General features: G+C 54.3%; 28 protein-coding genes and 1 tRNA gene. 21 read left to right on the top strand and 8 right to left on the bottom strand.

Features of this window, described 5'->3' with window-relative positions; genetic code table 11:
• Window positions 1-94: 94 nt before the first annotated feature.
• Complete coding sequence (locus tag SynROS8604_RS06965; protein WP_186545633.1) at window positions 95-775, bottom strand: cofactor assembly of complex C subunit B; 681 nt, start codon at window positions 773-775, stop codon at window positions 95-97.
• 68 nt (window positions 776-843) lie between these two features.
• Here SynROS8604_RS06965 and SynROS8604_RS06960 point away from each other — a divergent pair, with 68 nt between their 5' ends.
• The 7 genes from SynROS8604_RS06960 to SynROS8604_RS06930 all read left to right on the top strand — a co-directional run bounded on the left by SynROS8604_RS06960 (window position 844) and on the right by SynROS8604_RS06930 (window position 5432).
• Window positions 844-1251 carry a tellurite resistance TerB family protein gene (locus tag SynROS8604_RS06960; protein ID WP_186545632.1) on the top strand — a complete coding sequence of 136 codons (408 nt, stop codon included), beginning with the start codon at window positions 844-846 and terminating at the stop codon, window positions 1249-1251.
• 30 nt (window positions 1252-1281) lie between these two features.
• Entirely contained in the window at window positions 1282-1959 is a 678-nt protein-coding gene (gene psb32 / locus SynROS8604_RS06955; protein WP_186545871.1) for a photosystem II repair protein Psb32, read from the top strand.
• A 6-nt stretch (window positions 1960-1965) separates the two neighbouring features.
• Window positions 1966-3114: a proton extrusion protein PcxA gene (gene pxcA, locus SynROS8604_RS06950; RefSeq protein WP_115071876.1), complete on the top strand. Its 1149-nt coding sequence runs from the start codon at window positions 1966-1968 to the stop codon at window positions 3112-3114.
• A 4-nt stretch (window positions 3115-3118) separates the two neighbouring features.
• Window positions 3119-3685, top strand: a complete 567-nt coding sequence (locus SynROS8604_RS06945; protein ID WP_186545631.1) for a bifunctional adenosylcobinamide kinase/adenosylcobinamide-phosphate guanylyltransferase — start codon at window positions 3119-3121, stop codon at window positions 3683-3685.
• Window positions 3682-4212 carry a tRNA (cytidine(34)-2'-O)-methyltransferase gene (locus SynROS8604_RS06940; RefSeq protein ID WP_186545630.1) on the top strand — a complete coding sequence of 177 codons (531 nt, stop codon included), beginning with the start codon at window positions 3682-3684 and terminating at the stop codon, window positions 4210-4212. The genes SynROS8604_RS06945 and SynROS8604_RS06940 overlap by 4 nt, the downstream gene beginning before the upstream one ends.
• 109 nt (window positions 4213-4321) lie before the next feature.
• Window positions 4322-5323, top strand: a complete 1002-nt coding sequence (locus SynROS8604_RS06935) for a peptidoglycan DD-metalloendopeptidase family protein (protein ID WP_186545870.1) — start codon at window positions 4322-4324, stop codon at window positions 5321-5323.
• A 35-nt stretch (window positions 5324-5358) separates the two neighbouring features.
• Window positions 5359-5432: transfer RNA gene (locus SynROS8604_RS06930), tRNA-Met, on the top strand.
• Window positions 5433-5469: 37 nt separating this feature from the next.
• On the opposite strand, the gene SynROS8604_RS06925 is transcribed toward SynROS8604_RS06930, so the two are convergent.
• Window positions 5470-5763 (bottom strand): hypothetical protein, encoded by a 294-nt coding sequence (locus SynROS8604_RS06925; protein ID WP_006852529.1) that lies wholly within the window; start codon window positions 5761-5763, stop codon window positions 5470-5472.
• A gap of 162 nt (window positions 5764-5925) precedes the next feature.
• Here SynROS8604_RS06925 and SynROS8604_RS06920 point away from each other — a divergent pair, with 162 nt between their 5' ends.
• Window positions 5926-6528: a peroxiredoxin gene (locus tag SynROS8604_RS06920; protein WP_006852528.1), complete on the top strand. Its 603-nt coding sequence runs from the start codon at window positions 5926-5928 to the stop codon at window positions 6526-6528.
• Window positions 6529-6910: 382 nt separating this feature from the next.
• Window positions 6911-7258 (top strand): hypothetical protein, encoded by a 348-nt coding sequence (locus SynROS8604_RS06915; protein ID WP_186545629.1) that lies wholly within the window; start codon window positions 6911-6913, stop codon window positions 7256-7258.
• Window positions 7259-7405: 147 nt separating this feature from the next.
• On the opposite strand, the gene SynROS8604_RS06910 is transcribed toward SynROS8604_RS06915, so the two are convergent.
• Together SynROS8604_RS06910 and ftsH are read right to left on the bottom strand one after the other, a co-directional pair.
• The gene (locus tag SynROS8604_RS06910) at window positions 7406-10192 is read right to left on the bottom strand and encodes a UPF0182 family protein (protein WP_186545628.1); all 2787 of its coding nucleotides are present in this window, start codon (window positions 10190-10192) and stop codon (window positions 7406-7408) included.
• Between the two features lie 56 nt (window positions 10193-10248).
• On the bottom strand, window positions 10249-12144 hold the full coding sequence (gene ftsH, locus SynROS8604_RS06905) for an ATP-dependent zinc metalloprotease FtsH (RefSeq protein WP_186545627.1): 1896 nt from the start codon (window positions 12142-12144) through the stop codon (window positions 10249-10251).
• Window positions 12145-12231: 87 nt separating this feature from the next.
• On the opposite strand from ftsH, the gene rpmF reads away from it, so the two are divergent.
• Window positions 12232-12408, top strand: a complete 177-nt coding sequence (rpmF, locus tag SynROS8604_RS06900; RefSeq protein WP_006852524.1) for a 50S ribosomal protein L32 — start codon at window positions 12232-12234, stop codon at window positions 12406-12408.
• A 2-nt stretch (window positions 12409-12410) separates the two neighbouring features.
• On the opposite strand, the gene SynROS8604_RS06895 is transcribed toward rpmF, so the two are convergent.
• From SynROS8604_RS06895 to SynROS8604_RS06885, 3 genes are read right to left on the bottom strand one after another with little or no spacing between them, the layout of a single operon-like run.
• Window positions 12411-13331 carry a kinase gene (locus SynROS8604_RS06895; protein WP_186545626.1) on the bottom strand — a complete coding sequence of 307 codons (921 nt, stop codon included), beginning with the start codon at window positions 13329-13331 and terminating at the stop codon, window positions 12411-12413.
• Between the two features lie 10 nt (window positions 13332-13341).
• Complete coding sequence (locus SynROS8604_RS06890) at window positions 13342-13677, bottom strand: DUF565 domain-containing protein (protein WP_186545625.1); 336 nt, start codon at window positions 13675-13677, stop codon at window positions 13342-13344.
• On the bottom strand, window positions 13677-14441 hold the full coding sequence (locus SynROS8604_RS06885) for an HAD-IA family hydrolase (RefSeq protein ID WP_186545624.1): 765 nt from the start codon (window positions 14439-14441) through the stop codon (window positions 13677-13679). The genes SynROS8604_RS06890 and SynROS8604_RS06885 overlap by 1 nt, the downstream gene beginning before the upstream one ends.
• Before the next feature lie 61 nt (window positions 14442-14502).
• On the opposite strand from SynROS8604_RS06885, the gene recJ reads away from it, so the two are divergent.
• Together recJ and SynROS8604_RS06875 are read left to right on the top strand one after the other, a co-directional pair.
• Window positions 14503-16398, top strand: coding sequence for a single-stranded-DNA-specific exonuclease RecJ (recJ, locus tag SynROS8604_RS06880; protein WP_186545869.1), 1896 nt, complete (start codon window positions 14503-14505; stop codon window positions 16396-16398).
• Window positions 16395-17759, top strand: a complete 1365-nt coding sequence (locus SynROS8604_RS06875; protein ID WP_186545623.1) for a chloride channel protein — start codon at window positions 16395-16397, stop codon at window positions 17757-17759. The genes recJ and SynROS8604_RS06875 overlap by 4 nt, the downstream gene beginning before the upstream one ends.
• Here SynROS8604_RS06875 and psb30 read toward each other — a convergent pair.
• Window positions 17738-17845, bottom strand: a complete 108-nt coding sequence (gene psb30 / locus SynROS8604_RS06870; protein ID WP_038013133.1) for a photosystem II reaction center protein Ycf12/Psb30 — start codon at window positions 17843-17845, stop codon at window positions 17738-17740. The genes SynROS8604_RS06875 and psb30 overlap by 22 nt on opposite strands.
• A 118-nt stretch (window positions 17846-17963) precedes the next feature.
• On the opposite strand from psb30, the gene SynROS8604_RS06865 reads away from it, so the two are divergent.
• The 9 genes from SynROS8604_RS06865 (at window position 17964) to SynROS8604_RS06825 (ending at window position 25794) form a co-directional block, all read left to right on the top strand.
• Window positions 17964-18338: a YkgJ family cysteine cluster protein gene (locus tag SynROS8604_RS06865; RefSeq protein WP_115071868.1), complete on the top strand. Its 375-nt coding sequence runs from the start codon at window positions 17964-17966 to the stop codon at window positions 18336-18338.
• A complete protein-coding gene (locus SynROS8604_RS06860) occupies window positions 18331-18660 on the top strand; it encodes a TMEM165/GDT1 family protein (RefSeq protein WP_006852514.1) in 330 nt (109 codons plus the stop codon). Before SynROS8604_RS06865 ends, SynROS8604_RS06860 begins: the two co-directional genes overlap by 8 nt.
• 7 nt (window positions 18661-18667) lie before the next feature.
• Window positions 18668-18973 (top strand): TMEM165/GDT1 family protein, encoded by a 306-nt coding sequence (locus SynROS8604_RS06855; protein ID WP_006852513.1) that lies wholly within the window; start codon window positions 18668-18670, stop codon window positions 18971-18973.
• 126 nt (window positions 18974-19099) lie between these two features.
• The gene (locus SynROS8604_RS06850) at window positions 19100-21457 is read left to right on the top strand and encodes an RNB domain-containing ribonuclease (RefSeq protein ID WP_186545622.1); all 2358 of its coding nucleotides are present in this window, start codon (window positions 19100-19102) and stop codon (window positions 21455-21457) included.
• A gap of 4 nt (window positions 21458-21461) precedes the next feature.
• On the top strand, window positions 21462-22091 hold the full coding sequence (locus SynROS8604_RS06845; protein WP_186545621.1) for a flavin prenyltransferase UbiX: 630 nt from the start codon (window positions 21462-21464) through the stop codon (window positions 22089-22091).
• A complete protein-coding gene (locus SynROS8604_RS06840) occupies window positions 22088-22624 on the top strand; it encodes a hypothetical protein (RefSeq protein ID WP_186545620.1) in 537 nt (178 codons plus the stop codon). The genes SynROS8604_RS06845 and SynROS8604_RS06840 overlap by 4 nt, the downstream gene beginning before the upstream one ends.
• 45 nt (window positions 22625-22669) lie before the next feature.
• A complete protein-coding gene (locus SynROS8604_RS06835) occupies window positions 22670-23107 on the top strand; it encodes a DUF2996 domain-containing protein (protein ID WP_186545619.1) in 438 nt (145 codons plus the stop codon).
• A gap of 75 nt (window positions 23108-23182) precedes the next feature.
• Window positions 23183-24268 (top strand): magnesium-protoporphyrin IX monomethyl ester (oxidative) cyclase, encoded by a 1086-nt coding sequence (gene acsF, locus SynROS8604_RS06830; protein ID WP_115071865.1) that lies wholly within the window; start codon window positions 23183-23185, stop codon window positions 24266-24268.
• A gap of 176 nt (window positions 24269-24444) precedes the next feature.
• Window positions 24445-25794, top strand: a complete 1350-nt coding sequence (locus SynROS8604_RS06825) for a TldD/PmbA family protein (RefSeq protein WP_255445288.1) — start codon at window positions 24445-24447, stop codon at window positions 25792-25794.
• Window position 25795: the final 1 nt, after the last annotated feature.

The raw sequence follows: 25795 nt of genomic DNA, 5'->3' as shown, positions 1-25795 counted from the left end.
TTTAAGCCCCATCCAGCAAAGCGTGTTGGTTTTATCTACTTTCAACTGTTTCAGCAGCAGCGGCATCTCGCAAGCGGACAGCAAAGAAGTAGTGCTAGATCAACGATTCTTCTTCTGCTTCTAAAACTGATTCTGATTCTGATTCTGATTCTGATTCGGCAACGGTCAGCGTTGTTTTAAGCCTCTCTGCCCAACCAGTGAGCCAACGTTCATCGGAACGACTAAAACATCGTTCCGACCAACCACCAATCACAACCCATCCGTTTTGACCTAAGGGTTGCACCATCACGGAGGGCAAGCCTGGCAAGACCGGATCAAATTCGGCTTTCCCCGGGTAAAGGGCTGTTTTGACCAGCGATACCAGTTCTTGTTTTTGCAGGGATCGTCGACAGATCTCACCAGGTGCAAAATCACCAGAACCTAAAAGGCCCCGACGAAGTAGAACCGAGCCTTTCCAAAACACAAGAATGGTGGCTGCAGAGGTTGCGGTCAGAAACTGATGGCTGCCCCACGCCAGTTCAGACCGGACCGTATCCGCTAAATCTGAGGAGAGCACAAAACCCTGTTCACCCTCCAGTTCAACAGCTTCCGGACTGCGTGGAGAAGCCCTTGTCCAGAGGATGGAAACGAGCATCAAGCCAACGCCTGCCATCCCGGCGAGAACATCGGCACGCTCCAAGCTGGGAGTGACCGTTTCTGCTGTGCTGGCGTTAAGGATGGAAAGCCCCAAAACAAGCACGCCTGCAAGCAAACACCATTGGGCGGATCTCAACATGTTTTGCAACTCATGAGCAGTCAGATCGAGGCACTCTTGCTGAAATAGAAGTCAACGCTCCAACGCTGATGACGGAATCCGAAGCCTTTGCCGCGATTGCACTGGCCACAGTCGCTTGCGATGGAGTACTGGGCAAGGATGAAGCGCACGCATTGAGGCGTCAACTGGAATATCGAACCCCTTATAAGGATCGAAGCGAAAGTGAGATGGCAATGTTGTTTGACCAACTACTCAAACGCCTTCGCGAGCAAGGATCAAGACAATTGATCAAAGATGCCCTCCCCCAACTCAAAGAGTCCCAAAAGGAAACGGCTCTCGCTGTGGCCGTACAGCTGGTTCATGCTGATAGGACGGTGACGACTGAAGAGCAAACGTTTCTCAACGAGCTCTCTCAAAGCGTTGATCTCCCTCAAGGCAAAGCACAAGCCGTGATGGACGCGATCATGGCCTTGAATCACGACAGCCTTGCCAGCTGACGACAGACTCCACCAATCGAACGCCTCATGATGCCTAGCCTTTTTAAGTCTCTTCAGCTGTTTATCGCCGCAAGTCTCTGTTTTTTCTTGGCAGTACCAGCGGGTTTTGCCTTGTCGCCTCAAGACCTACCAGCTCAGCCGCCGGAGAAAGCCGTCCTTGATTCAGCTGATGTGTTGAGTCGAGCTGGAAAAAATGAAATTGAAGCTCGGCTGAATCAACTGGAATCCTCAAAGGTGGACGCCAGAGTCATCACTTTGCGGAAACTGGACTACGGGCTGAGCCTCACGGGATTCGGAGAGGAATTGGTGGAACGTTGGTCCAATAACGACAACAGCAGTGAGCGTCCACTCATCCTCTTCCTTGAGGAGACCCAGAACAAACAAGCTGCAATTGTTGTCTCAGCAGAGCTGAGTGATCAACTGCCAGACGCCTTGCTCCGCAGTACCGCGCGGACCACCATGAGTCAGCCGATGCGAGATGGAGAGCGATTCCGCCAGGCGTCCATGGATGGAATTGAACGCATTGAGGTTGTTCTCAATGGCGGTGAAGATCCCGGCCCTCCGGTTCAAATTGAACGCACCACTCTTCCCACAAACATTCCCACGGTCGAGGAAACGAGCGAAAGCAACGCTTTCACCTGGGTGATTGTGCTTCTAGTCGTTGGAACCATTGTTCCAATGGCCACCTGGTGGGTCTTTTCCCGCTAACCAGCTATGGCATTTCGCAATTGGATCGGAGCCTTTGGCAAGGCCAACTCCCTTGATGTCAACTCTGATCTGGACCGCGGCTATGAAGCGGCCCTCTTGATCCAGAGCTTGGAACTGGAGTACTACGGCGACCGTCCCATCAGGCCCGATCTAGAGCTCTCTGTTCCGAAATCTGTTCAGGCAACCGTTCTGCGCAAGTTTCGCGTTGCGATCAATGTTTGTCGTACGTCGCTCGATCAGCTGGAGTATCAGCGCTCCCAGCTGGATCCTCAGGAACTGCGACAACTTCAGCTGATTGAAAGTGTTGTGAATCGGTACAGCCCTAAACGGGCTTCGACCGCTCCGACCATGACCCGGGATCCTGATCCGCTGCCGCGCTCCCTACTCGGGGTGTTCGACAAGGTGCGGAGGCAGCTCAATCCAGCGGGTGAAGCGACCTTAGTTGCAGGCTTTCGGAGACGCAGGGATTCAACCCTGATCTCATTGAAGGTTCTTCTACTACTGATTCTGGTGCCACTGTTGGTCCAACAGGTCAGCCGCACCTACATCATTAGTCCTGCTGTTGACCGCTTTGCTCCAGACCTGCCCTTCTTGAGTTATCCGAAGCCACAGCTTGAAGAGCAGGCCGTAGAAAAGTTGCGCGTGTACAAGGCGGAAATTGAATTCGATGCCCTTCTTCGTGGGGACTCCATCCCAAGCCAAGAAGAGCTCCAACAAAAACTTGGAAAAAAAGCTTCTGAACTCAAAGAAGAAGCGGACGCCGAAAGTACCCATGCTGTAAAAAATGTCTTAGCTGACATTTCAGCCACGCTTGCTTTCGTGATGGTCTGCTTATTCAGTCGCGAAGAGCTGAGAGTTCTTCGCGGATTTTTTGATGAGGCTGTTTACGGATTAAGCGACTCTGCCAAGGCATTTGCGATTATTCTCTTCACCGATATCTTCGTTGGATTTCATAGTCCAGAAGGCTGGACTGTGCTGCTTGATGGCATTGCAAATCACTTTGGATTCCCTGCCCGAGAAAACTTTATCCTCCTATTCATCGCTACATTCCCGGTGATTTTGGCGACAATTTTCAAATATTGGATCTTCCGATACCTCAATCGTGTCAGTCCATCCTCCGTTGCCACACTGCGAGGCATGAACGGGGGCGGATAAACCGTTGGCTAGCCCAAACAAGCAAAGACCCAAGCTTCCGAACGGGCTCGTTCTGGTAAGCGGGCCAAGCCGAGGAGGGAAAAGCCGCTGGGCTGAACATTTACTCAGCTCACAACAGACGGTCACCTACGTCGCAACCTCAGCGCATCGTTCGAATGATCCAAGCTGGGACGAGAGGATGCGGCTGCATCGCGAAAGACGACCCTTGCACTGGCAGCTGCGCGAACCAGGACGCAAGCTTGCCGAATGCATTCGCAAAGAAGATCCCCCTCAACCGTTGTTGATCGATGCGCTTGGCGGATATACGGCAGCGCATCTCGACCTCAACGATCATGCCTGGACTCAGGAGGCAGAAGAACTCATCCAAAGTCTTCTCACACGAACATGCCCCACCGTGATCGTGATCGAAGAAACAGGCTGGGGCGTCGTCCCCGCCACAATGATTGGCGGATTGTTTAGGGACCGCCAAGGTTGGCTGGCCCAACAACTAGAACAATACGCTGCCGATAGCTGGCTCGTTGTACAGGGAAGAGCATTGAATCTTTCTCAATTAGGCATTCTCGTTCCGTGAAGCAAATCTCAAATGATCAAGCATTTAATGAACAGCCTGTGATTCAAAAGCCTTTGAGGGTGGCACTGTGGGAACCGCAAATTCCCCCCAATACGGGAAACATTGCCCGTACTTGCGCAGCTTTTGGTTTACCCCTGGATTTGATTGAGCCCCTTGGGTTCAGTCTTGAAGATCGGTATTTAAAAAGAGCAGGTCTTGATTACTGGCCCCACGTTGATCTCACGATCCACAAGGACACCGATTCGTTTTTTAAGTCGCTTGGGAAAGACTCCAGGGTGATTGGCTGCAGCCGTCGAGGCGGCGTACCTCTTCAAGAGATGCAGTTCGAATGCGGAGATGCCTTGTTATTCGGTCGAGAAGACACCGGCTTATCGGAAGCAACACGCAGTCGCTGCACCCAAATCACAACCATTTCGATGCCCTGCAGCGCCGGAGAAGATGGCCAAGGGGGCGTGCGGAGCCTCAATCTTTCCGTGGCTTGCGCCATCGTCAGCCACCACGCAGGCTTGCAGCTTCAACTGTGGTAATTGGCAAGCTGACACTTCAGCCCTTGCGCCGATGTCCTACAGCCGCTACTTTCAGGCCGTTCCTGAGCTGTGGCGGCTTCTCCAGGATCGTTACCCATCGCTGATTCAGATGAAGCCCCTTCTCGTTCTCGTTACGGCAATCGCATCAGGAACGTCTTTATCTGTCTTGTCACAGCATCCTGGGTTTGCGGATGCTGGCCATGTGCAGGCACCATTTCTCCTGGCATCGGCACCAGCGACCCAAAGCAGGCTTTGGATCAAGGTCTCGACAAGGAGCACTCTTCAAGATATAGCTGCCGATCTAGGACTTTCCAACTCAGATTTAACCGCTCTTAACGACCAAGCGTCCCAAGACACGATCAAGCCTGGTGCTTGGATCGTGATCCCTGCTGACGCTGAGGAAAGCCTCGCTAGTGCGACCCGTCTTGACGGAACAACGGTCCTCCGCAAAGCACCGCTTCAAACCCCTCCAGCTCCACAATCCGTTGTACGCATCAAAGCCAACGAGTCTCTGTCAACGTTTTCGAGAGATCAGGGAGTCAGCTTGAGTGAGTTGCGCTCATTGAATCCTGGTCTCGATCTAGCCCGTTTGGCGATTGGTAGCGAAGTGCGTGTTGCCAAGGCTTCTCCCAGAGAGCTGCTTGCGATTCGCCCAACGGTTTCAGGCGGTGCCAGCTTTCCAGCTCTACCCGCATTGCCTGGGACTGAGGGTGAGTCTGTTGGAAATCAATCCTTCATATGGCCCACAAAAGGTGTTTTCACCTCTGGTTTCGGATGGCGATGGGGCCGCATGCATAAGGGCATCGACATTGCCAACAACGTTGGTACTCCCATCGTTGCCGCCAAAGACGGCGTTGTGAAATTTTCTGGTTGGAGCAGTGGTTACGGTTATTTAGTGGAGTTAGCTCACGCCGATGGATCTTCCACCCGTTACGCCCACAACAGCCGCCTCTTAGTTCGCAAAGGACAAATGATTCCCCAGGGAGTAAAAATTTCCCTCATGGGCAGCACGGGAAGAAGCACTGGACCTCATCTGCATTTTGAAATTCGCCAACGTGGTGGTTCAGCACTCGACCCAATGGCCAAGCTCCCAGCACGTCGCCGCGCATAAACCACCCGGGCGATCGTTTAAAATATTTGAGTAACGGCTCGGTAGCTCAGCTGGTTAGAGCGTGGGATTCATAACCCCAAGGTCGGGAGTTCAAGTCTCCCCCGAGCCATTTTTTGTTTTGATTAAATCGCTAACGCGACCAAATCTCAGCGCATTTCGATTGCATTAAGCCGCTCTCTGAATGATGTGGGGCTGTCTTTCGTGGTTTCCTCCATGATCAAGATCGGTTGATCCTCAGGAACTGGATTTGGACGCCGCTGTTGCCTCACCGATTGTCCATGGTGGGGCCTTGCCTGAAGTGTGAGCTTTCTGGTCTGGGAGTCACGGTTGAGTGGCTGGCTTTTAAGCTCACTACGCACTTGATTTAAAAGTCGGAAATGCCCTGTACTGCTGAATTTCCGCAATAAGGCCTGATCCCAAGACATGGGTTGATCAATCATCCAGTGATTTTAGAACCCCATCAGCAGGGAAGCTTATTAACGATTCATCGCACGACAACCCAGACGAGGGCGTGATAGATTAAGGGATGTAACTAGAAGTCGGACCGACTTTGGATTGAGTCAGGTCTGCTGCTTCCGTCACATCCCCATCGACCTTTCATCATGACCGACAACGGTTGCCTGCGCGTGGGCCAACAGGCCCCTGATTTCACCGCTACCGCTGTAGTTGATCAGGAGTTCAAAGAAATCAGCCTGTCTCAGTATCGCGGCAAGTACGTGGTGCTGTTTTTCTACCCACTGGACTTCACCTTCGTTTGCCCAACAGAAATCACGGCGTTTAGCGATCGCTACTCAGATTTCTCCAGCAAAAACACCGAAGTGCTGGGCATCTCCGTTGACAGCCAATTCAGTCACCTGGCTTGGATCCAAACGGCACGCAATCAGGGAGGCATCGGCGATATCAACTATCCGCTCGTTTCAGACCTGAAGAAGGAAATTTCCACTGCTTACAACGTTCTCGATGACGCTGAAGGCGTGGCCCTGCGTGGCCTGTTCATCATCGACCCTGAGGGTGTGATCATGCACGCCACGATCAACAACCTCCCCGTTGGCCGCAATGTCGATGAAACCCTGCGTGTCTTGCAGGCATTCCAGTATGTGCAGTCCAATCCAGATGAAGTCTGCCCAGCTAACTGGACACCAGGCGAGAAGACCATGAAGCCTGATCCCAAGGGCAGCAAAGAGTTTTTTGCTGCGATTGGTTAGGGACTCAAGCCCAAAGGGCCGCATGATGACGTACGGGACAGGTCAACGATCTGTCCAGTTTTTTTATGGTGCGCCATTTCATCGGACTCCGATTGAGGTGTTTTGACCGTAAGCACCAACTCCCTAGAGCAGCCGCTTGAAATGAACGCAGAGGCTTGAGAAAGGGCACTCCATGAATTTGCGATTCAGTTTCATCAGAGACAGGCATGGGGGTTCCTGTAAGACAAATGATGAGACCATCTTCGACTCAATCCAATAGGATTCATTGTTGTTGCTAGCTGTCTCGTGGTAGCAGCCACCGTGTGTTTGAAGCTAATGAACGCATGAATCACAGAAGGTCATCAGCGGTGATTAAGCCATCCCTGTGATCCAGAGATGCTCGATGCCAATCAGCTCTTTTTCGGCCAGTCTGAAAGGGTTGATCAAGGGCACTGATGAAACGTATGCCTCAATTCTTCGACTGGAAGGAGAGCTTGGAAGGCTTAACTATTTAGGCGAGGTCATCAAGCGACTGCTCATCCTCTCACTCATCATTGCTGTCAATATTGGCTTGTGCATGTTATTAAGATTAAAAATTACTCCAGAAACCTGGGATAAAAACGTCTCCCTAACCACAATTTCAGCATTTTTGATCGTGGTTCCAATGAAATTCGAAGACTCAACGACTAGGAATCAGTCCTTGGTGGTTAGTACCAGTCTGGATTCTCAGTCAAATTCCACAGCCACTTGATGGAACACCACAGCTTGGAGCCTATACCTATCTCGTAGCAGTGCCATTGCTGATATGGGGCTTATTTATTCTATTTAAACCAGGCAAAGCATTAGAAGAATATCATCGACAGAAAGGATGATTTCCTCGTGAAGGCTGGCTTCACCTTCACAATGCCTTATCTAGATCCTGCACGACCACATCTTTCGAGCCAGTTCCCTGCAAGAGGGCATCAAGGCCCCCGCGTAAATCCTTGGCCATTGCCACGCGACTGCCATCACTAACAACCACACGCACTAAGGTCGGCAACCCACCACGACGTGCTCTGAGATAAATCGGCTCAACATAGAGAAGAGCATTTCCGAGTGGCACGACCAAAAGATTGCCTTGAACAACCTGAGAGCCCGCACGGTCCCATAGGCCAAACTGCTGGCTGATGATGGGATTCTGATTGATCAGAGCCTGGATCTGCTCTGGACCAAAAATCGGAACATCACTAGGAAAACGCAACAAGATCAGTTCTCCGTAATGCTCAGCATCGCTTCTTGCCGCCAACCAACCGGAGAGATTGGGACGAGCAAGTGGCGTAAGAGGTTGTAAAAGTAAAAATTCGGAATCAACACTGGGCTTTACTTGCGCCGTAATATGATAAGGAGCCACGGGAATCTGTGCTTTTCCATACAGCTCTTTCGGAACCTGCCAAACATCATCTCCACTATAAAAAATGCGTGGATTCGTTACATGGTATCGGAGCAATTGTTGAACCTGTAATTCAAACAAGGCACTAGGAACCATCAGATGCTGACGCAAAGACGGTGGCATAGCAGCCAAGGGCTGGATCAATTCGGGGAACACCCTCTGCCAGCCACGAATCATTGGATCGTCAGGTTCACTCACATAGAGATGCACTGTTCCGTTGTAGGCATCAACAATGGCTTTTACTGAGTTGCGTACATAGCGCATCTCTTGTCCGTCAGGAAGGATTGAGGCATAGGGATAGGTGTTAGAGCTGGTGTATCCATCAACTATCCAATACTGATGTTGATCTTCCTGATACTGATCAAGACCAGACTCCATGGGAACGGAGACTAGATAGGGATCACCTTTCAACTGCAAAAATGGTGCTAAAGCCTTCACACGCTTTTTAACGTCGCGTCGCAGTAATAAACGTGAATCTGATTGCAAGACACCCGTATTCAGCAACCTTGGGTCACGGATGTAAATCGATGCAGCAATCCGCTGCTCTAAAGACGCCAGTGGAACACCAGCTCCACCTGAATAATGGTTGTACGTATTTTCATCGCCTTCTGGATGATTGAACTCCTCGATTTGCGTTGGAGCAACGGCATAGGGAGATGGGAGCATTCCAAAATAAAGTGCAGCCCGACCAATTGGCACATTATTCTTGACATCGTCGCGACTAATATCAAGAAATTTATTACCACTAATACTCGCTGAACGACCAATGTCACTGATGAAATAATCAGGGAGTCCATCGGCTCCTCTGGAGTTCACTGGACTCAAGGTGAATCCATAGCCATGCGTAAACACGAAGTGACGATTCTGCCAAGTGCGTGACCGCTTGGGGAGAGCTGCCTGGTCGAGTTCACGCGCAGCGAGCATCACTTGCTGGCGTTCAAGTAAATCAGGACGCAATTGATAGCGATCAACGGCTGCATTCGTAAAGCGGTAGTAAACCCTGAGCTGCTGCAGCTGTCGGTTTGTTGCGAGTAGAGGTTGGCTATCCCACAAACGAATATTGCGCAAGGTACTGGCACCTTGCTCGCGATCCTTAGGGCTCAAGCGAGGAGAAGGATCAAACTGTTGGGTGGTAATACGGTCCAATTGATAGGCCTGACGTGTGGCCTCAATCGCACGACTGATATAGGGGGTCTCCAACTGTAATTCCCGCGGGCGCACGACAAGCCAGTGCATCAGCGGAAACAACACCATTTCCAAGCCAAAGGAGGCCACCGCGATACAGGACAAAATCAGCCGAAGCTGACGACGACGAAAACTGGAAAAGGGTGACGGCAACACAACAATCGCCAACACAAACAGCGCAACAGCGCCCGCCGATCGCAAAGGAAGCAGCAGATGTACATCGAGCCAACCTGCACCCGCAACGATTCCATCCTGAGTCCAAAGCAACTGGTGCCTTGAAAGCCACATCAAGCCAGAACAAGTCACCAGCAAAAGTGCACAACCAGGCCGCAAACCATGTCTCTGACGCTTCGTTAATCCTGAGAATGCCCAATCACTGAGACATGTTGAACGTGTTAATTGACTCCATAAAGCAGTACTAAGGGTGAGTAAAAGCTGCAAAAGTACTAATTCAAGCCCCAGTGCGATCGCAGAAAAACGACCTAAACCAAAGCTCACATCAGACCCCAGCATCGGTTCCACGCGGCCGAGGTCAGGAATTGAAAGGGCAAGGCTCCAAAGTCCCCAACTCCGCGCAACAATCAAACAGATACACACACTTCCATAAACCTGGGCAAGACCTAGACGACGGCTGCGGGTCAAGCCGAACACGATCAACGTCAGCACCAGAATGGACAAGCTGAGCAGCGGCCAACCTGTCGAAAAGGGAAGACTCCACCAATACGACAGTGAAAAGGGGTCACTCCAGGCCAGCCAAGCCAAACGGGTATCAAGGGCTAAAACGGTGAGCATCACCAGAAGACATACCAAGAGGCAGAGCCCGTAGCGATAACCGGTTAAGACAGGTCTTCTCTCATCCTTTTCTGCTTGAGGTGGTCGCAGCCAAGACTGACGCCAAAACGCACAACTGCCCACGAACACAAAGGCAATGAATGCACCTGCTAATTGAAAAAATAAGCGTTTGCCGTAAACAGACCCAAGTTCAAATTGATCGAACCAGTACCACTCAACCTGCAGTCTTGAAAAAATAACAATCAATGGGATCAACAAGATCCCAAAACGCCCGATCATCCGGAAAATCTTTGCCACTGGATTGACCACTGAATTTGCCACTGCAGTGGAGCGGATCAAGTTGCAGCTGGCTTCTGAGCCAGAACGGGTTGATGAGAATTATTTTCCATCAATCGATTCTCTCCATTTTGAGGATGATCTAGGCCTGCTAATTCATAGAAGCGAGAACTCGATAGTGTTTCTTCCGCAATCAACGCCTCAACAAGACGATCCATCACCTCGCGTCGAGGTTCCAACAGGTTGATCGCCGCATCGAGAGCCTGAATTGCCAGCTGGCGGACGCAGGCATCAATCGCTTTCCCTGTGCTTTCCGCATAAGAGGGACGCGTATGAATGAGATCTCTGCCAAGGAACACCTCCTGATCTCCGCCTTCAAGAGCAACGGGCCCCAAAGAAGAAAATCCAAAGCGAGTCACCATTTCTCTGGCGAGATGAGACACCATTTGCAGGTCTCCACTCGCTCCCTGGGTGATCTCACCTGGTCCAAACACCACCATCTCAGCAGCACGACCACCCAGAGCCATCACAAGACGGGCCCGCAAATAAGCCTTGCTGACCAAGCCGGAATCAATCACCTCCTCATCAGGGAAAAATCGGGTGAATCCGCCCACACCGCCACTGCGAGGAAGCAACGTCACTTTGTCTACGGGATCGGCATGAGGCGTATGGGCTGCCACCAGGGCATGGCCAATTTCGTGGTAGGCAATCAGCCGTTTCTTGGCGCTGTCTTGCAAAGGAGAGGCAGACAACCCCATCGTGATGCGTTCGAGCGCTGCTTCTAATTCAGAGCTGCCCACAAAAGAGCTTTCATTTCGCGCCGTCAGGATCGCAGCCTCATTGATGAGATTGGCAAGGTCAGCACCTGAAAAGCCTGGGGTTCTTAAGGCCCAATCCGCCAGAGACACGTCGTCTGAAAGCGGCCGACTGCGGGCATGAACGGCAAGGATCGCCTCACGCCCCTTGCGGTCGGGCAAATCAACGTAAATACGACGATCAAACCGGCCCGGACGCATCAAAGCCGTATCGAGCACATCAGCCCTGTTGGTGGCAGCAAGCAGAATGACGCCTGAATTATCCGCAAAACCATCCATTTCAGTTAACAGCTGATTGAGGGTTTGCTCGCGCTCATCATTTCCTCCACCAATTCCTGCACCGCGTTGACGACCAACGGCATCAATTTCATCAATAAAAATGATGCAAGGCGATTTTTCCTTGGCTTTGCGAAACAGATCGCGAACACGACTGGCACCCACACCCACAAACAGCTCAACAAATTCAGAGGCCGCGATGGAGAAAAACGGCACCCCTGCCTCCCCAGCGATGGCCTTGGCAAGCAATGTTTTTCCCGTCCCTGGCGGTCCCACCAGCAACACCCCCCGAGGGATGCGCGCACCCAAACGAATAAAACTCTCCGGTTGCTTCAAGAAGGTCACAACCTCTTGGAGTTCTTCCTTGGCTTCGCTAATTCCGGCAACGTCCTCAAATCGAACGGTGATTTCATCTTGAGGGCGGATCCGCGCTTGGCTGCGCCCAAAGCCCATGGCCTTATTAGCGGCCTGCGCTGAGCGCCGGAGAAGAAACGAAAGGCCCACCACAATCAGAACGATCAAGGCCAAATTTCCAGCCATCCCAGCCAAGGCCTGTTCCTGACGAACATCCTTCACCGTCAGGGGAACACCAGCGGCTTCGGCTGTGCGCAAAATCATTTGATCGTTCGCCAGGGTGGGAACAGTGGCGTTGCGGCCATCGTCGTATTCCACAATCACCTCCCGACGCGCAGGAACCAATTGCAGATCTTTGATTTTTCCCGCTGAAATTTGCGTCAATAACTCGCTGTAACTCGGCGGTGGATCCGATTTAAAGCGAGCAAAAGGATTGGTGGGCTTTTCCTTGGCATCGCTCCCAGATGCCTGGGAGACAATGATTTCACGATCTTCCGGACCTGAACTCACACCGTTCCTGCGATGTATTAAGAGTAGCGATTTGACGAGCGGACTCTCGAAAGGAGAATATGGACGTTTGGAAGAGTTCCGGCTGCAATGGCTGTACCAAAGAAGAAAACCTCTAAGAGCAAGCGCAACCAGCGACATGCTGTTTGGAAGGCAAAAGCAGCTACTGCTGCACAACGTGCCATGTCAATCGGCAAATCAGTGTTGAGCGGTCGCGCACAGGGTTTTGTGTATCCCGTTGCTGATGCTGATGACAGCGAGGACTGAATTCATTTCAAGGTGATCTCACGAACAGCGCGTTGGTTTGTGAGATCGATCACAACATCAGATTGATGCAGATCCTGCAACCAAGGTGCTGGAAATGCCGTTTCAATCATCCGAACAAAATCTTGGACAGCGGATTCAGACACTTGAACACCGGTGGTCCTGGCTTGGGTCTCCACCTGCTGTCGCTTCCAAAGCCGGCTCGAAGTACCGCTTTGGGATTTGAGGTGCCAAATCTTATCGATTCGATTCCAGATCGGTGCATAGTCAGGGATGAGCCGAATGAGCCGCTCGCGATACAGCATCTCTTCGCTTGTGAGCTCAAGCGAGTGCAAGTTCTGAGCGGAACAAATCTCATCAGGCACGCAAACGCCCACGAACCATCCCTCCAGCACTACTAAATCAGGAGTGGAGCGAACCCATTCACTGCGATCCCCTCGACCTTGACGGAGGGATTTATCAAAGCGAGGGGCGTTCAATATCCCTGTCTCTCGCCACTGATCGAGAGCTACGGCCATCAACTCCAGATCGTGACTACCTGGTATTCCCCTGGGCACACCCCAGGGATTTCCTGCCATCCGTCGATCAAGCTCTGGACCAGGCCAATAAAAATCATCGATTGAAAGAGACGCGATCGACCATCCCAATTCGGAACTGGCTTGCACAAGCCAATCGCAAAGGGTGGTTTTTCCGCATCCAGGAAGAGCGCTCAGTCCGAGCAGGGGACGACCACCCATCCCCATGAGGCTCTCTACCTGCGAGAGCAATGGAAACGCCACACCCAGCAGCCATTCATCGTTCACGTTCTCGGGCCAGACGCAACTGGCAAGATCAAAACCACCGCGTTGCTGCCAATGGCCCCACCAGCGCTCGGGATCGGACCAACCCAAGGCTTCAAGAAGCAAAGACAGACCTTTGGGAGCCATTTGCGACGAATCAGGAACCAAGCTTGTAGGCCTCAAAAACGACCGAAAAAACGCATCCAATGCGGATGTTGTCAAGGGCTAGCCACCCCAGGGGCCATGGTTCTCGCTTGGTATAGGTGCGTGCTCGGATCAACAGCTCGATCACGACCACCATTAAGAAAACGACAACGGGGCGTTGACCGATCTCTTCAAACCAGTACATGGTGAAATTGCTACCCAGCATGAACCCAAGCAGCAGGGAGAGAACACCCAGGCTGCGGCGACGCCAAGATCCCGCTAGCAAACGTGTGAGTTGAACAGCAATCCTTCGCTGAAACTGTTCATAGCGGGTGAGATGGGTCGTCATCAATCAGGCAAGACGAGAAGCCTTTGCAAGTACTCCAGCGTGATAACCCCTTCCAAGCAAGGGGGGCCGCTTGAAACAGTGCATGGACACTGGGCACTTCCTAGATGATCCAGCACCGCCTCAGCCTGATCTTGATACCGATAGAGCTCCTGATCCCAGGGAGAAGGCATGAGCAGGCAACGCAGTCCAGCCGTTCTGGCCGAAAGAAGACCCGGGGTTGAATCCTCGAATACCAAAGCCGCATTCGGCTCGGTTTTGCTGCGTTCCAGCGCCTTTAAATAAGGATCGGGACCGGGTTTATGCCTCGATACATCATCGGCACTAATCACCCCAGCGAAGGGATGGTCGCCGCCGGGAAACAGGGTGTCTAACAATGCCGATACGGACGGACCGCCACTGCTGGTCACGATCCATTGTTCAATCGCCCGAGCCTGAAGCTCACGAAGCAGTCTTGCGACCCCTGGGCGAAGAGAGACCGCGCCGGAACGCACTGCAGCGAGGTAGTGACGCTGTTTTGAAACGCGCAGCTGAGCAAACTGCGCGTCAGTCAAGACCTCTCCCTGCTGCTGGGCATACGTTTTCATCCGAAGGCTTCCACCAGGAATGCTCAGCAAGCCTCTGTAGGTCTCTGGATCCCAGGTCCAATCCAAACCCTGTTCTGCAAAAGCTCGATTGAAGGCAGGTCGATGCCCATCCATTTCCGTGTCCGCAAGGGTGCCATCCACATCCCAGAACACGGTCTTCAAGACAGGCATGATGGTCATTCAATTCATGGCAACAGCTTGAAGGACGAAGCACAATGCAGGCTGCTTGAGCACCCGCCCGTTGCCGTCTGCCGTGTCCGTTCAGCAATGGCAACTACCGAGGGGCATTGACCCCAGGGCTTTGGATGCGGTTCCACTGCCTCTCCCCATCAAGGCCTTGCTGTTCCGCCGTGGTCTGACGGAACCAGATCAGGTCCATGCACTTCTGTGTGATTCACCCCTACCAAAACCTGATGGCCATTTCCCCGAATTGGACAAGGCCGTCCAACGCTTGCATCAGGCCTGTTTAACGGCAGAAAGCGTTGCGATCTGTGGCGACTACGACGCCGATGGCATGACAAGCACGGCGCTGTTGCTTCGCACCTTGCGCTGCTTGGGTGCTGAACCCCAAGCAGCGATCCCAAGCCGCATGGCTGATGGCTACGGCTTGAACTGCTCGATGGTGAATGAGCTCCACGCCGATGGGGTCCGGCTCATTGTCACCGTCGATAATGGAGTGGCAGCCCATGAGGCCCTGAGCAGAGCAGAGGATCTGAGCATCGAGGTGGTGCTCACCGATCACCACACGCTCCCAAAGACGCGCCCCAAAGCTCTCGCCTTGATTCATCCGGCCACCACCCCGGAACACTCTCCCTATCGCGGATTAGCCGGCGTTGGACTCGCCTACGTCCTAGCGCGCGAACTCGCAGAACGCATGCGCCAGCCAGCGGCCATCGCCAGTGCTCGTGATTTGTTTTGCATTGGAACGGTGGCCGACATGGCACCGCTGACAGGCGCCAACAGAACCCTTCTGAGAGAAGGATTGCTTCATCTCCATCGAAGCAACTGCCCAGGAGTACGCGCCCTACAGCAACTCGCTGGACTCGGCGATCGCCCCCTGCGCGCTGATGACATCGGTTTTCAACTGGCCCCCAGAATCAACGCGGTGGGACGGATCGGCGATCCCCAGTTGGTGGTGGATTTGCTCACCGCAGACGACCAAAACAGCGCCATTGAGCTGGGCCGCCAATGCGACAGTCTCAACCGACAGCGACGAGAGCTCTGCGATGCCATTGAGGCCGAGGCCCTGGCCTTATTGGAGTCTGACCGTGATCCCCTACCACCGTTTCTTCTGCTCGCCCAAGGCCACTGGCATCACGGCGTGATTGGCATCGTTGCGGCACGATTGATGGAACGATTTCAACGCCCAACCGCCTTGCTGGCTGCGGATGGCGACGGCCTGATGCGGGCCTCGGTGCGCGCACCCGACGGGTTCGCTGTCGATAAAGCCCTCGACCACTGCACCGCTCTGCTGGAACGCCATGGCGGCCACCCCGCCGCAGGTGGATTCACGGTGAAAGCCGAGCACGTGCATCGCCTCCATGAGGAGCTCAATGGCTTGGCTCTGTCCTGGATCCAAACGCGTGGGGAGGGAATTCTTGTAGCACCAGAAGCCCTCCTCTCGCTCTCAGCGATCAATCACGACCTGTGGTCGGCGTTGCTTTCTCTTGAACCCTTTGGAATCGGCCATCCAGCGCCCCTGTTTTGGTCGAGAGGCTGCAAGGTGATCTCCCAACGGTTGCTCCGCGGCGGACACCTGAAACTCACCTTGGGGCAGGGAGACTGTGAAAGGGAAGCCATCGCTTGGCGCTGGCAGCCAAGCCAACCACTGCCAGCGATCGTGGATGTTGCCTACCGGATCAGCCTCAACCGTTGGCAAGGAGAAGCAAAACTGCAGCTCGAAATCCAGGCTCTACGAGAACATCACGCCGGCTTGGATCTCCACCGCGGCCTGGGGGTTTATCGCTGCACGAGCCCCGACGCCGCAACCGTAGAGATTGAGAACCCTTCTGGAGAGCGACTGTCTGGGCTGGTCAACAGCAACGGTGTCTTTGAAACTGAAGACAGCAGAGCGGGACATCCTTACGTTGCTGACCTCATCCGAGACGCTTGCATTGGCCTTGGCCTTCTTCCATGACCTCTGAACGCAAAACCACCAGCTCACGGTTCCGTGGCACAGCATCGGTCTTCAATGAGATCCGTCGACTTGGGCGCCATTTCATTGGCTTGCTCGTTGTTGGTGTCTTGATCGGCCTGGCTTGCCTCCCCTTGAATCTCGTTGATCGAATTCAGGAGTGGCTCTTCCATTTCCTGCCAACAACCGGCCAAACCAGCTGGAGCTCGATTGGTCTCCTGATTGCCCTTGCCCCGTTAGTGGTGATGCCAATCCTGTTGATTCTTCAACGGGGACCGTGGCGGGGAGGCGCTGGATCGGGCATTCCTTCAACGATGAACGCCCTGGAGGATCCATTGTTGATGCCAGCCGCGATGGAAGCAGGCAGCACACTGCACAGAGGAATCCTTTGGTCAGTGGCCACAGCCGCCATGTTTCCTCTGGGCCGGGAAGGACCGGTGGTGCAATTTGGCTCTGCCGTGGCACGCGCCACTCAGAAACGCTGGCCCAATTGGATACCAGCTCTCACCGAACGGCAGATGGTTGCCATTGGTGGAGGTGCGGGCCTAGCCGGTGGTTTCAACACGCCTCTGCTTGGCGTTGTGTTCATGCTTGAGGAGCTCACAGCTGAATATTCCATCGTCACGATTTGGCCAGCTTTGCTGGTGTGCGTTGCTGCTGCTGGGTTTTCAAACCTTGGGGGAGAGCCGATCTTTGGATTGGGACTGATCAATGTGTTCGCGCCAGAAACAGAGCAGTTGTTGCTGGCCATTCCGATCGGGATCTCCGCTGGTCTTGTGGGTGGATTCTTCAACCGTGGTCTGGTTTGGACCACAGCGCGTTTGGCGCCAATGGTCCGGCAGCGCCCCCTGCGCAACGGTCTTTGCCTTGGAGCGGCACTCAGTTTGCTCGCCCTGTTGAGCTGGGGAACGAGCACGGCGGATGGTGAAGCACTCGTGAGGCAACTGCTCAGTCAAGGGATGCCCGAACTTGGCTCCGAGCACAGTGATGTCCGCTTGGGTCTGATGAGCGTTTGGATCACGGTGGTCAGAGTGGTCGGACCGATGCTGGCCCTCGCACCTGGAGTTCCAGGCGGATTGATCGATCCATGCCTGACGTTTGGTGCCGTTCTCGGCTACACGGTATGTGCTGGGATCGGATTCAGCACCCAAGTTGGCGTTGGCCTTGGGTTAGCAGCCGGCCTCGCTGGAGCCACCCAATTGCCGCTGGTCTCCCTGATTTTTTCCTGGCGACTGGTGGGCGATCAACAATTATTTGCAGGAGCTTGTCTCACGGCAGTCATCGCCGCTTACACCGGCCGGCTGGTCTCCCGAACACCGGTGTATCACGCACTCGCCAATCTTCAGAGAGCTCCGCGCCTGTAGAAGAGAATGAAGATCACTGCTGGGCCAGCAAGCGTGATGAGAGCAAGGGCCCCAAAATTTGCAATCAGGTGGATATCAAATCCCATGGAAGGAAAGCAGTTGATCAGCATGATGCCTCAAAAAGGGTACGGGGCTTTCCTCCGCATTGCCCTGATCGAGAGGTATCAATGTGATGCCTTGTCACAGCAGCATTTGAATTGAGCCATGAGCCGCCCTCCTCTTCACTGGTCATGCCTGAGTCAATGCGGAGCATGTTGCAGGCTTGCGCCGGCCGAGCGACCGGAAGCTCTTGAAGCGTTATCGGACGACCAGCAAACGATTTATTTGGAGATGGTGGGAGAAGACGGATGGTGCAAGCATTTCGACCAGGGAGGCCGGCGCTGCAGGATTTACGAGGACCGACCCGACTTTTGCCGGGTGAGCGGTTTAGCCGACTTATTTGCGGTACCAGCGGAGGAGGTCAATGGCTTTGCCATTGATTGCTGTCGACAGCAAATTCGATCGGTTCATGGCGGAAGAAGCCTGGAACTGCGTAAGTTCGAGCGGTTGATTCGCTCACGTCAGGATTCCGATGACTGAAGCAGGTAGCGACAGCAAGCTTGGTTTTAATGCCGTTTTGCTGAGCACCTTTACCACCGTCTTCCTCGCTGAATTGGGCGACAAAACCCAATTGGCAACCCTTCTTCTGTCAGCCCAATCCGGCGAGCCATGGTTGGTGTTCATCGGGGCCGCGCTGGCCTTGATCTGTTCAAGCCTGGTGGGGGTCTTGGTGGGACGTTGGCTCTCCACCATCCTTCCCCCAGAACGCCTGGAACAAATGGCAGGTTTGTTGATGGTGGGACTGGGCTTGTGGCTGGGAAGTCAGGCCTTGAAGTCACTGATAGAGACCCAATCACTCTGAAATTGTTATGGACTTCGCCCTCCTCATTTCCACTTTTGTGACCGTGTTTCTGGCAGAGCTCGGTGACAAAACCCAACTGGCAACAGTGGCCATCAGCGGCACATCCGATCGACCGTTGGCGGTGTTTCTGGGATCGTCCAGCGCGTTAGTGCTCGCCAGCTTGATTGGTGCTGTTGCTGGAGGGTCCTTGTCGGCTGTGATTCCCGCCGAGTGGCTGCAACTGGTGGCCTCCACAGGGTTCCTGGTGATCGGAGGCCGCTTGCTCCTGCCCATGCTCCAAGCCGGGCTGGGATCCACCCAGACGGAGGAATAAGAGGGGGATTGCGCAAGTCGGGCGATTAGAGTCGGGTGGTCATTCAGCCGTTGCATTACCAACTCTTCGAGTGCAACGGTTTTGATTCAACTCCCGGTCCTGAAGGCCGGTTTCTTTCACGCTCCGATGAAATTCACGGTCGCCGACCTTCTCGACCAGGTCCCCCACGACGGTTCCCTTGAGGTCAGCAAGCTCGAGAAAATTCTCCGATTAACGAATCGAGCCGACAAACAGTCACTCAGCATTGCGCTTAAGGGCCTTGATCGGCTTGGAGTGCTGAGCCTTGAAGAGGAGAGTTCCGTCTCCCGAGGCGATGAAATCGGGTTAATCGAAGCCCGTTTGCGCTGCAGCAGCAAAGGGTTCTGTTTTGCCATTCGTGATGACGGCGGTGAAGACATTTACATCCGTGACCATCAGCTGAATCACGCTTGGAATGGCGACCGTGTGTTGGTGCGCATCATCCGTGATGCAGGCCGACGCCGATCTCCAGAAGGAGGGGTGCAATGCATTTTGCAGAGAGCCACGACGAGCCTTCTGGCCCAGGTGGAACAACAGGATGAGCGCCTGCTCGCCGTCCCGCTCGATGATCGCGTGCTCGCCTCGATCGAATTACCAGAAGGCGATCGCAACTATCGCCTTGAGGGACCAGCCACATCGGTGGTTGAAGTGCAGCTCGATCGCTATCCGATTGCTCAACACCCAGCGCGCGGTCATGTGGCCCGATCGCTGCCACTCAACGGCGGAGTCGATGCTGATCGCGATCTCTTACTCACCAAGGCCCATCTGCACACCAGGGCAAGTGCGCCCAGAACCACGATTAAGGCACCAATAGATAAACGTCGCAAAGACCTCACCGATCAGCCCTGTTTGCTCCTGAACAACTGGGTAATGGATGGTGCTCCCCACCTACCAGCAGTCCATGTCAGCCCCCATGAAGGTGGGACCCAGCTATGGATTCATGCTCCTGCGGTCGCTGAGCGCGTTAACCCCGGAAACAGCCTTGATCAGTGGCTGTGCGAACAAAGCGAAGCTCTTTGTCTCGGCAATAAGTGGATCCCGCTGCTGAGTCCCAACCTGGCCAAAGCGGCAGCCTTCAACGTTGGTGAGTCCCAAGCTGCGGTGAGTCTTCGCGTTGAGTTCGATTCTGAAGGTGAAGCACGCGATTGGGAGTTTTGTTTAACGAAGATTCGCCCTGTCGCTGAGGTGACATCTGGGGCTTTGGCAGCTTTGGCGGGGCGAAAACCCCGATCTCGTGCCATTCCAGCAGCCCTCAAATCCATCAAAGATCAGATCGGACAACTCGAGACCCTGATCTTTTGTGCCAAAGCTCTTCACGCCGCCGAGTTGAAGCATGGTCAGATCGAATTGGATCTCCCAACACCCGATTTGGACTCTCTGGGAGACCTCCGAGCCAGCGAACCTGATGGGGGCAATCGTCAGTGGATGGAACCCCTAAGGGAAGAGGATCCCTTCTCACTCTTGGCTGTTTTCCTGCGAGCAGCGCATGCAACCTGGACTCAGCATTGCCAGGATTTCAATCTTCCCGCTTTGGTGCTTCAAGCCAACGAGCCCGAAAGTGGAGCTCTGAATGATGTTGCCAAAGCAGCCATTGCCTTGGAGCTACCCCTCTCCCTGGATGAGGAGGGCACCACCTCGGCATCCGAACTTGCTCAAGCCTTGATCGCAAGCCCATCCAGACGGGTGCTCAACCTTCAGCTGAAACAGACCCTTCCCGATCCCCAGTTCCGTTTGATGCAGACGAAAGCCAAGCACATCACGCACGGCAGCGAGGACATTGCAGGGGAAGACGATGCATCAGCGACCGAGACAGAAGACACGTCTCTGCCCGCTCAGGACGAATCGACTCCCCTCTTGGCTCCTTGGTGTTGTCCCACCCTGCATTACGCCGATTTGTTGAACCAGCAGGTGCTGTGTCAGCTGCTCAACGACGGCAAAGATCGTCCCAGCGTTCGCCAAAAAGAAACGGTCAACTTGGGCAGCAAAGGGGCTGCTTCAACGCTGACCTGGCCCCTGTTTAGTGGGTCTCTGCAACAACGATTGGAGGAGCTGCTCCAAGAACGCCACCTACAACGGCTCAATTCTCGGCGTCGCCAGCAGGCAGAGCTTTGCCGAGACGTGATTGCGATGGCTCAGGCACGAAGCGCTGAACCCATGCTCGATCAGGAGCAACAAGGCGTCATCAGCGGCGTTCAAAGTTATGGATTCTTCGTGGAAATTGCTCCCTCGATGGTGGAGGGACTCGTGCATGTCAGCTCCTTGAACGACGATTGGTACGAATACCGATCACGCCAAAATCGCTTGGTCGGTCGACGCAACCGCCGCGTTTACAAACTTGGAGATCCCGTCACGGTGCGTGTGTCCAAGGTGGATGTCCTGCGCAATCAAATCGACTTGGACATCGTGATGGCATCGGCAGTAGCTGAGGATGCGTCGCCACTGCCGGTGGCAGTGAGTGAGGGTTAAGGCCGTGTCCCTCTCGGAGCAACGAGATCGTCCTTACGTCCTGGGAGTGAGCGGTGCCTCAGCCCAACCGCTTGCCCAGCGGGCCCTGCAACTGCTGCTTCAGCGGGAACGCAGCGTTCACCTGATCATGAGTCGTGGTGCCCATGAGGTTTGGCTCGCGGAACAATCCATCCAAGTGCCCGTCGATCCTGAGCTTCAGGAACGCTTTTGGAGAACGCGGCTGAATGTTCAGACCGGATCTCTAATTTGCCATCGCTGGGGAGATCAAGCCGCCACCATTGCCAGTGGCAGTGTGGCCACTCGGGGCATGGTGATTGTTCCTTGCTCGATGGGCACCGTGGGACGCATTGCCGCCGGTGTCGCCAGTGATCTTCTCGAACGTTGTGCGGATGTTCATCTCAAGGAAGGCCGACCCCTGGTGCTTGCTCCAAGAGAAATGCCATGGAGCCTGATCCATCTCCGCAATCTCACAACGCTCGCGGAAGCGGGAGCAAGAATTGCCCCCCCAATTCCTGCCTGGTACAGCCAACCTCAAAATCTCAGCGAGATGGTTGATTTCCTCGTCGTACGCCTCTTCGACTCCCTCGGTGAGGAATTAAGTCCTTTGAACCGTTGGCAGGGGCGCCAGCCATGACGCCTTTTCAACGCTTGCTGCTGATTCCCTGTCTGAGTCCGGTGGTGGTGATGCTGTTGATCGCAACCCTCAATCTCGGACAGGCCTCATCGTTGCGGGTGCTCACCTGGAGATTGCCACCATTGCCGATTGGGGCCTGGATCGCCGTCGCAACCGTGTTGGGATCGAGCGTCAGCGCAGTGGGGGGATTGGCGATGGTGACCTCAAGACCTCTGCTGCGCCGAGAGGTTCGGCGTCCAGCCACAGGGCCCGATGTTCACGAGCCGATGCCTCGCGAGCAACCATCCCAGGCCAGACCGGCTCAACCCACGCCCTGGCCAGAACGGGACGTGCGCGATCCAGCCCCAACCGTCTCGGTGCCGTTCAGGGTGGTGCATCGAGCCAATCAAGCCACTCCATCAGCAACCCAGGCCGCCGACAGCAACCCCATCAAGCCAAGGGAACAAAAGACCAATCCATCGGCGGCTGATGCCGGGAGAGGAGAAAGCGTTGAGGCCGACGATTGGAATCAACAGATTGGCGATGATTGGTAGAGAGCGCACTGGGCTGTCTACAGTTCGCCCAGCGACCAAAGTCCGGTGAGCGAAACTCCCGCAACACCCAAAGCTGAAGCCAAATCAGCGGCAAAGCCCGCAGCCAAGCCTGCTCCAAAGCCAAAGCTGGAGGACAAGCCCTTTCAGGCGTTCATGAAGGACGACCTGATCCCATCCCTCAGCAAAGCGCTGAGCACCAATCACCAAATCACCGCTTTGATCGATTTAGTTGAAGGCGATCGTCCCGTGGTGGGAGGCCAATGCTGGATGCTCACCGGTGCCCTCCCTGGCGATCGGCGCTTCTGGGTTTGCTTTGAATCGGATTCGATCACATCCGGTAAAACGATTGCGCTTGCAGAGTCCGGTACAGAGCCAAGCCTGCTGGAGTCTTTTTTAATCGACGAAAAGCGCATCAATCTGGCCCTGCTCCAGTCCCGTTTGCTGCAGCGTCTCAATGGCCAGAAATGGCTAGGTGGGAATTAACTGAGAGCTCGTAACAGTGGGCTGCGGGGTTACCAGAGGGCGACCTACGATGGGCTGTAGTGACTGATGCAACCGATGGTGCCTCCAACAGCCGTGACGGAAGCCACAGCAGCACCAGGATCCAACGTAACGGCGAAAGACCCGGAGAAGGACACGATCCTGACCCCTCGTTTTTACACGACAGATTTCGAGGCGATGGCCGCGATGGATCTGCGGCCTAATGAGGCGGAATTAGAGGCCATCTGCGAAGAATTTCGCAAGGATTACAACCGCCATCACTTCGTCCGCAATGGCGAATTTGATGGAGCCGCCGATCAACTCGACCCGGAAACTCGCAAAGTATTCGTTGAATTTTTAGAGCAAAGTTGCACGTCTGAGTTTTCCGGATTTTTGCTTTACAAAGAGCTCAGTCGTCGGATTAAAACCAAGAACCCCCTCCTTGCCGAATGCTTCTCGCACATGGCCCGTGATGAGGCTCGGCATGCCGGCTTCCTCAATAAGTCGATGAGCGATTTCGGTCTCCAACTTGATCTTGGCTTCTTAACGGCCAGCAAAAGCTATACATTCTTCAAACCGAAATTTATCTTTTACGCCACATATCTGTCTGAAAAAATCGGTTACTGGCGTTACATCACCATTTTCCGCCATCTTGAGCAAAATCCAGATTGCAAGATTTTCCCGATCTTCAACTTCTTCGAAAATTGGTGCCAAGACGAAAATCGCCACGGTGATTTCTTCGACGCTTTAATGAAAGCGCAGCCGGACACGGTGAGGGGATTGCGCGCAAGGCTCTGGTGCCGTTTTTTCCTTCTTGCTGTCTTCGCCACCATGTATGTCCGTGATGTGGCGCGCAAAGAGTTTTACGAATCCCTCGGATTGGATGCGCGCGAATACGACCGCTTGGTCATCGACAAGACGAACGAAAACACGGCACGGGTGTTCCCCGTGGTCCTCGACGTGAAAAATCCCCGCTTTTTCGATGGTCTCGAGCGCTTGGTGAACAACAACGCAGCGCTCAGCGCTGTGGATGCAACGCACTCCCCTGCACCCATCAAAGTGCTGCGCAAACTTCCCCATTGGGTGGCCAACGGCGTTCAAATGGCGTCCCTGTTCTTCATGGCACCGATCCGCAGCGATCAGTACCACCCCAGCGTTCGTTGAGGACTGCCAAAGCAACCAGAGCCCCTGTCTCCGATTCCTTCCGCGATTCTCCATAATCAAGGTTGACGCAGACGAGGGGCTTGGTCGTCACCCATCCCGGTCTTAACCAGACATTCAATCTGGATCCGAGCCACACACCCTGGAAAGATCGCCTGGAAACGCTTCTCCATACAGGGATGCGTGCCGGCGCTGATCTTGTGGAGGTGTTCTTAGAGCGCACTGATCACCTCGGAGTTCTTGCCGAACAGGAGCGCATCACCAGCGTGTCCCCATCCTTCGGGATGGGAGCGGGGATTCGGGTCTTCCTTGGACATCGAGATGGGTTCGTTAGCACCAACGACCTCAGTGAATCAGGCCTTGTCCAAGCACTGGACCAAGCGTTGGCCATGCTCGAACTGGAGCACAAGGGTCTCCAGCGCGAGGGAGGCTTTCAAGGTCTCCATCAGCTCAAGGATTTTGGTGCGAAGAAAGATACCTGGCTCGCTCAGTCACCTGAGCTCGCTGAAATCACCCAACGTTTGCTGGAAGGAACAGCGCGTCTGGATCAGCTCGGACAGCATCTTGACGTGCGTCGCGGCAGCTTTTCACGCGACTGGCAAGAGGTGCTTGTCGCTGCGAGTGATGGAACCTATGCCCGCGACATCCGCCTGCATCAGTCCAGCGGCCTCAGTGTCTTAGCCGCCGATGGTGAGCATCGTGCAAGCATCGCTCGCCGCTTTGGATCGAGCGACCGCCCGGATGATTTGCGGGAGTGGGATGTGGATGCAGCCGCCAACGAAGTGTGCAGCAGTGCCGCCACCATGCTTCATGCCGATTACGTGGATGGAGGACAAATGCCCGTGGTCCTCGCCAATCGTTTTGGAGGCGTGATTTTCCATGAGGCCTGCGGCCATCTGCTCGAAACCACCCAAGTGGAACGGGGGACAACCCCGTTTGCCGATCAAGTCGGGAAAACGATTGCCAATCCGGCTGTAACCGCGATTGATGAAGGGCTGAGTACCGGTGCCTTCGGTTCTTTATCGATGGACGATGAAGGAATGGAATCGCAGAAAACCGTCCTCATTGAAAATGGCGTCCTAAAAGGATTTTTGAGCGATCGCGCCGGTGAACTCCGCACCGGACATCCACGAACGGGAAGTGGTCGACGGCAAAACCATGGATTTGCAGCTGCGAGCCGCATGCGCAACACCTACATTGCTGCAGGTCCCCACAGCACCGATGAGCTGATCCAATCTGTTGACTGTGGCTTGTATTGCAAGTCCATGGGCGGAGGAAGTGTGGGACCCACGGGTCAATTCAATTTTTCTGTGGAAGAGGGCTACATCATTGAAAATGGCCAATTAGGCCGTCCGGTCAAAGGGGCCACCTTGATCGGTGAAGCCAAGGAAGTCATGCCAAGGATTTCCATGTGCGCCAATGATCTCGATTTAGCCGCTGGATACTGCGGCTCGGTGAGCGGCAACATTTCTGTCACGGTGGGGCAACCCCACATCAAGGTTGATTCGATCACTGTGGGAGGCCGCTGAG

Source organism: Synechococcus sp. ROS8604 (assembly GCF_014279655.1).
Classification (GTDB): Bacteria; Cyanobacteriota; Cyanobacteriia; order PCC-6307; family Cyanobiaceae; genus Synechococcus_C.
This window is presented reverse-complemented; position numbering and strand designations above follow the sequence as displayed.

Bases quoted from the DNA above. Each gene is read 5' to 3' on its own strand.
- SynROS8604_RS06965 (WP_186545633.1), bottom strand. From the start codon at position 775: ATGTTGAGATCCGCCCAATGGTGTTTGCTTGCAGGCGTGCTTGTTTTG.
- SynROS8604_RS06960 (WP_186545632.1), top strand. From the start codon at position 844: ATGACGGAATCCGAAGCCTTTGCCGCGATTGCACTGGCCACAGTCGCT.
- psb32 (WP_186545871.1), top strand. From the start codon at position 1,282: ATGCCTAGCCTTTTTAAGTCTCTTCAGCTGTTTATCGCCGCAAGTCTC.
- pxcA (WP_115071876.1), top strand. From the start codon at position 1,966: ATGGCATTTCGCAATTGGATCGGAGCCTTTGGCAAGGCCAACTCCCTT.
- SynROS8604_RS06935 (WP_186545870.1), top strand. From the start codon at position 4,322: ATGAAGCCCCTTCTCGTTCTCGTTACGGCAATCGCATCAGGAACGTCT.
- SynROS8604_RS06925 (WP_006852529.1), bottom strand. From the start codon at position 5,763: ATGATTGATCAACCCATGTCTTGGGATCAGGCCTTATTGCGGAAATTC.
- SynROS8604_RS06920 (WP_006852528.1), top strand. From the start codon at position 5,926: ATGACCGACAACGGTTGCCTGCGCGTGGGCCAACAGGCCCCTGATTTC.
- SynROS8604_RS06915 (WP_186545629.1), top strand. From the start codon at position 6,911: ATGCCAATCAGCTCTTTTTCGGCCAGTCTGAAAGGGTTGATCAAGGGC.
- SynROS8604_RS06910 (WP_186545628.1), bottom strand. From the start codon at position 10,192: ATGATCGGGCGTTTTGGGATCTTGTTGATCCCATTGATTGTTATTTTT.
- rpmF (WP_006852524.1), top strand. From the start codon at position 12,232: ATGGCTGTACCAAAGAAGAAAACCTCTAAGAGCAAGCGCAACCAGCGA.
- SynROS8604_RS06895 (WP_186545626.1), bottom strand. From the start codon at position 13,331: ATGGCTCCCAAAGGTCTGTCTTTGCTTCTTGAAGCCTTGGGTTGGTCC.
- SynROS8604_RS06890 (WP_186545625.1), bottom strand. From the start codon at position 13,677: ATGACGACCCATCTCACCCGCTATGAACAGTTTCAGCGAAGGATTGCT.
- SynROS8604_RS06885 (WP_186545624.1), bottom strand. From the start codon at position 14,441: ATGACCATCATGCCTGTCTTGAAGACCGTGTTCTGGGATGTGGATGGC.
- SynROS8604_RS06875 (WP_186545623.1), top strand. From the start codon at position 16,395: ATGACCTCTGAACGCAAAACCACCAGCTCACGGTTCCGTGGCACAGCA.
- psb30 (WP_038013133.1), bottom strand. From the start codon at position 17,845: ATGGGATTTGATATCCACCTGATTGCAAATTTTGGGGCCCTTGCTCTC.
- SynROS8604_RS06865 (WP_115071868.1), top strand. From the start codon at position 17,964: ATGAGCCGCCCTCCTCTTCACTGGTCATGCCTGAGTCAATGCGGAGCA.
- SynROS8604_RS06860 (WP_006852514.1), top strand. From the start codon at position 18,331: ATGACTGAAGCAGGTAGCGACAGCAAGCTTGGTTTTAATGCCGTTTTG.
- SynROS8604_RS06855 (WP_006852513.1), top strand. From the start codon at position 18,668: ATGGACTTCGCCCTCCTCATTTCCACTTTTGTGACCGTGTTTCTGGCA.
- SynROS8604_RS06850 (WP_186545622.1), top strand. From the start codon at position 19,100: ATGAAATTCACGGTCGCCGACCTTCTCGACCAGGTCCCCCACGACGGT.
- SynROS8604_RS06840 (WP_186545620.1), top strand. From the start codon at position 22,088: ATGACGCCTTTTCAACGCTTGCTGCTGATTCCCTGTCTGAGTCCGGTG.
- acsF (WP_115071865.1), top strand. From the start codon at position 23,183: ATGGTGCCTCCAACAGCCGTGACGGAAGCCACAGCAGCACCAGGATCC.
- SynROS8604_RS06825 (WP_255445288.1), top strand. From the start codon at position 24,445: ATGCGTGCCGGCGCTGATCTTGTGGAGGTGTTCTTAGAGCGCACTGAT.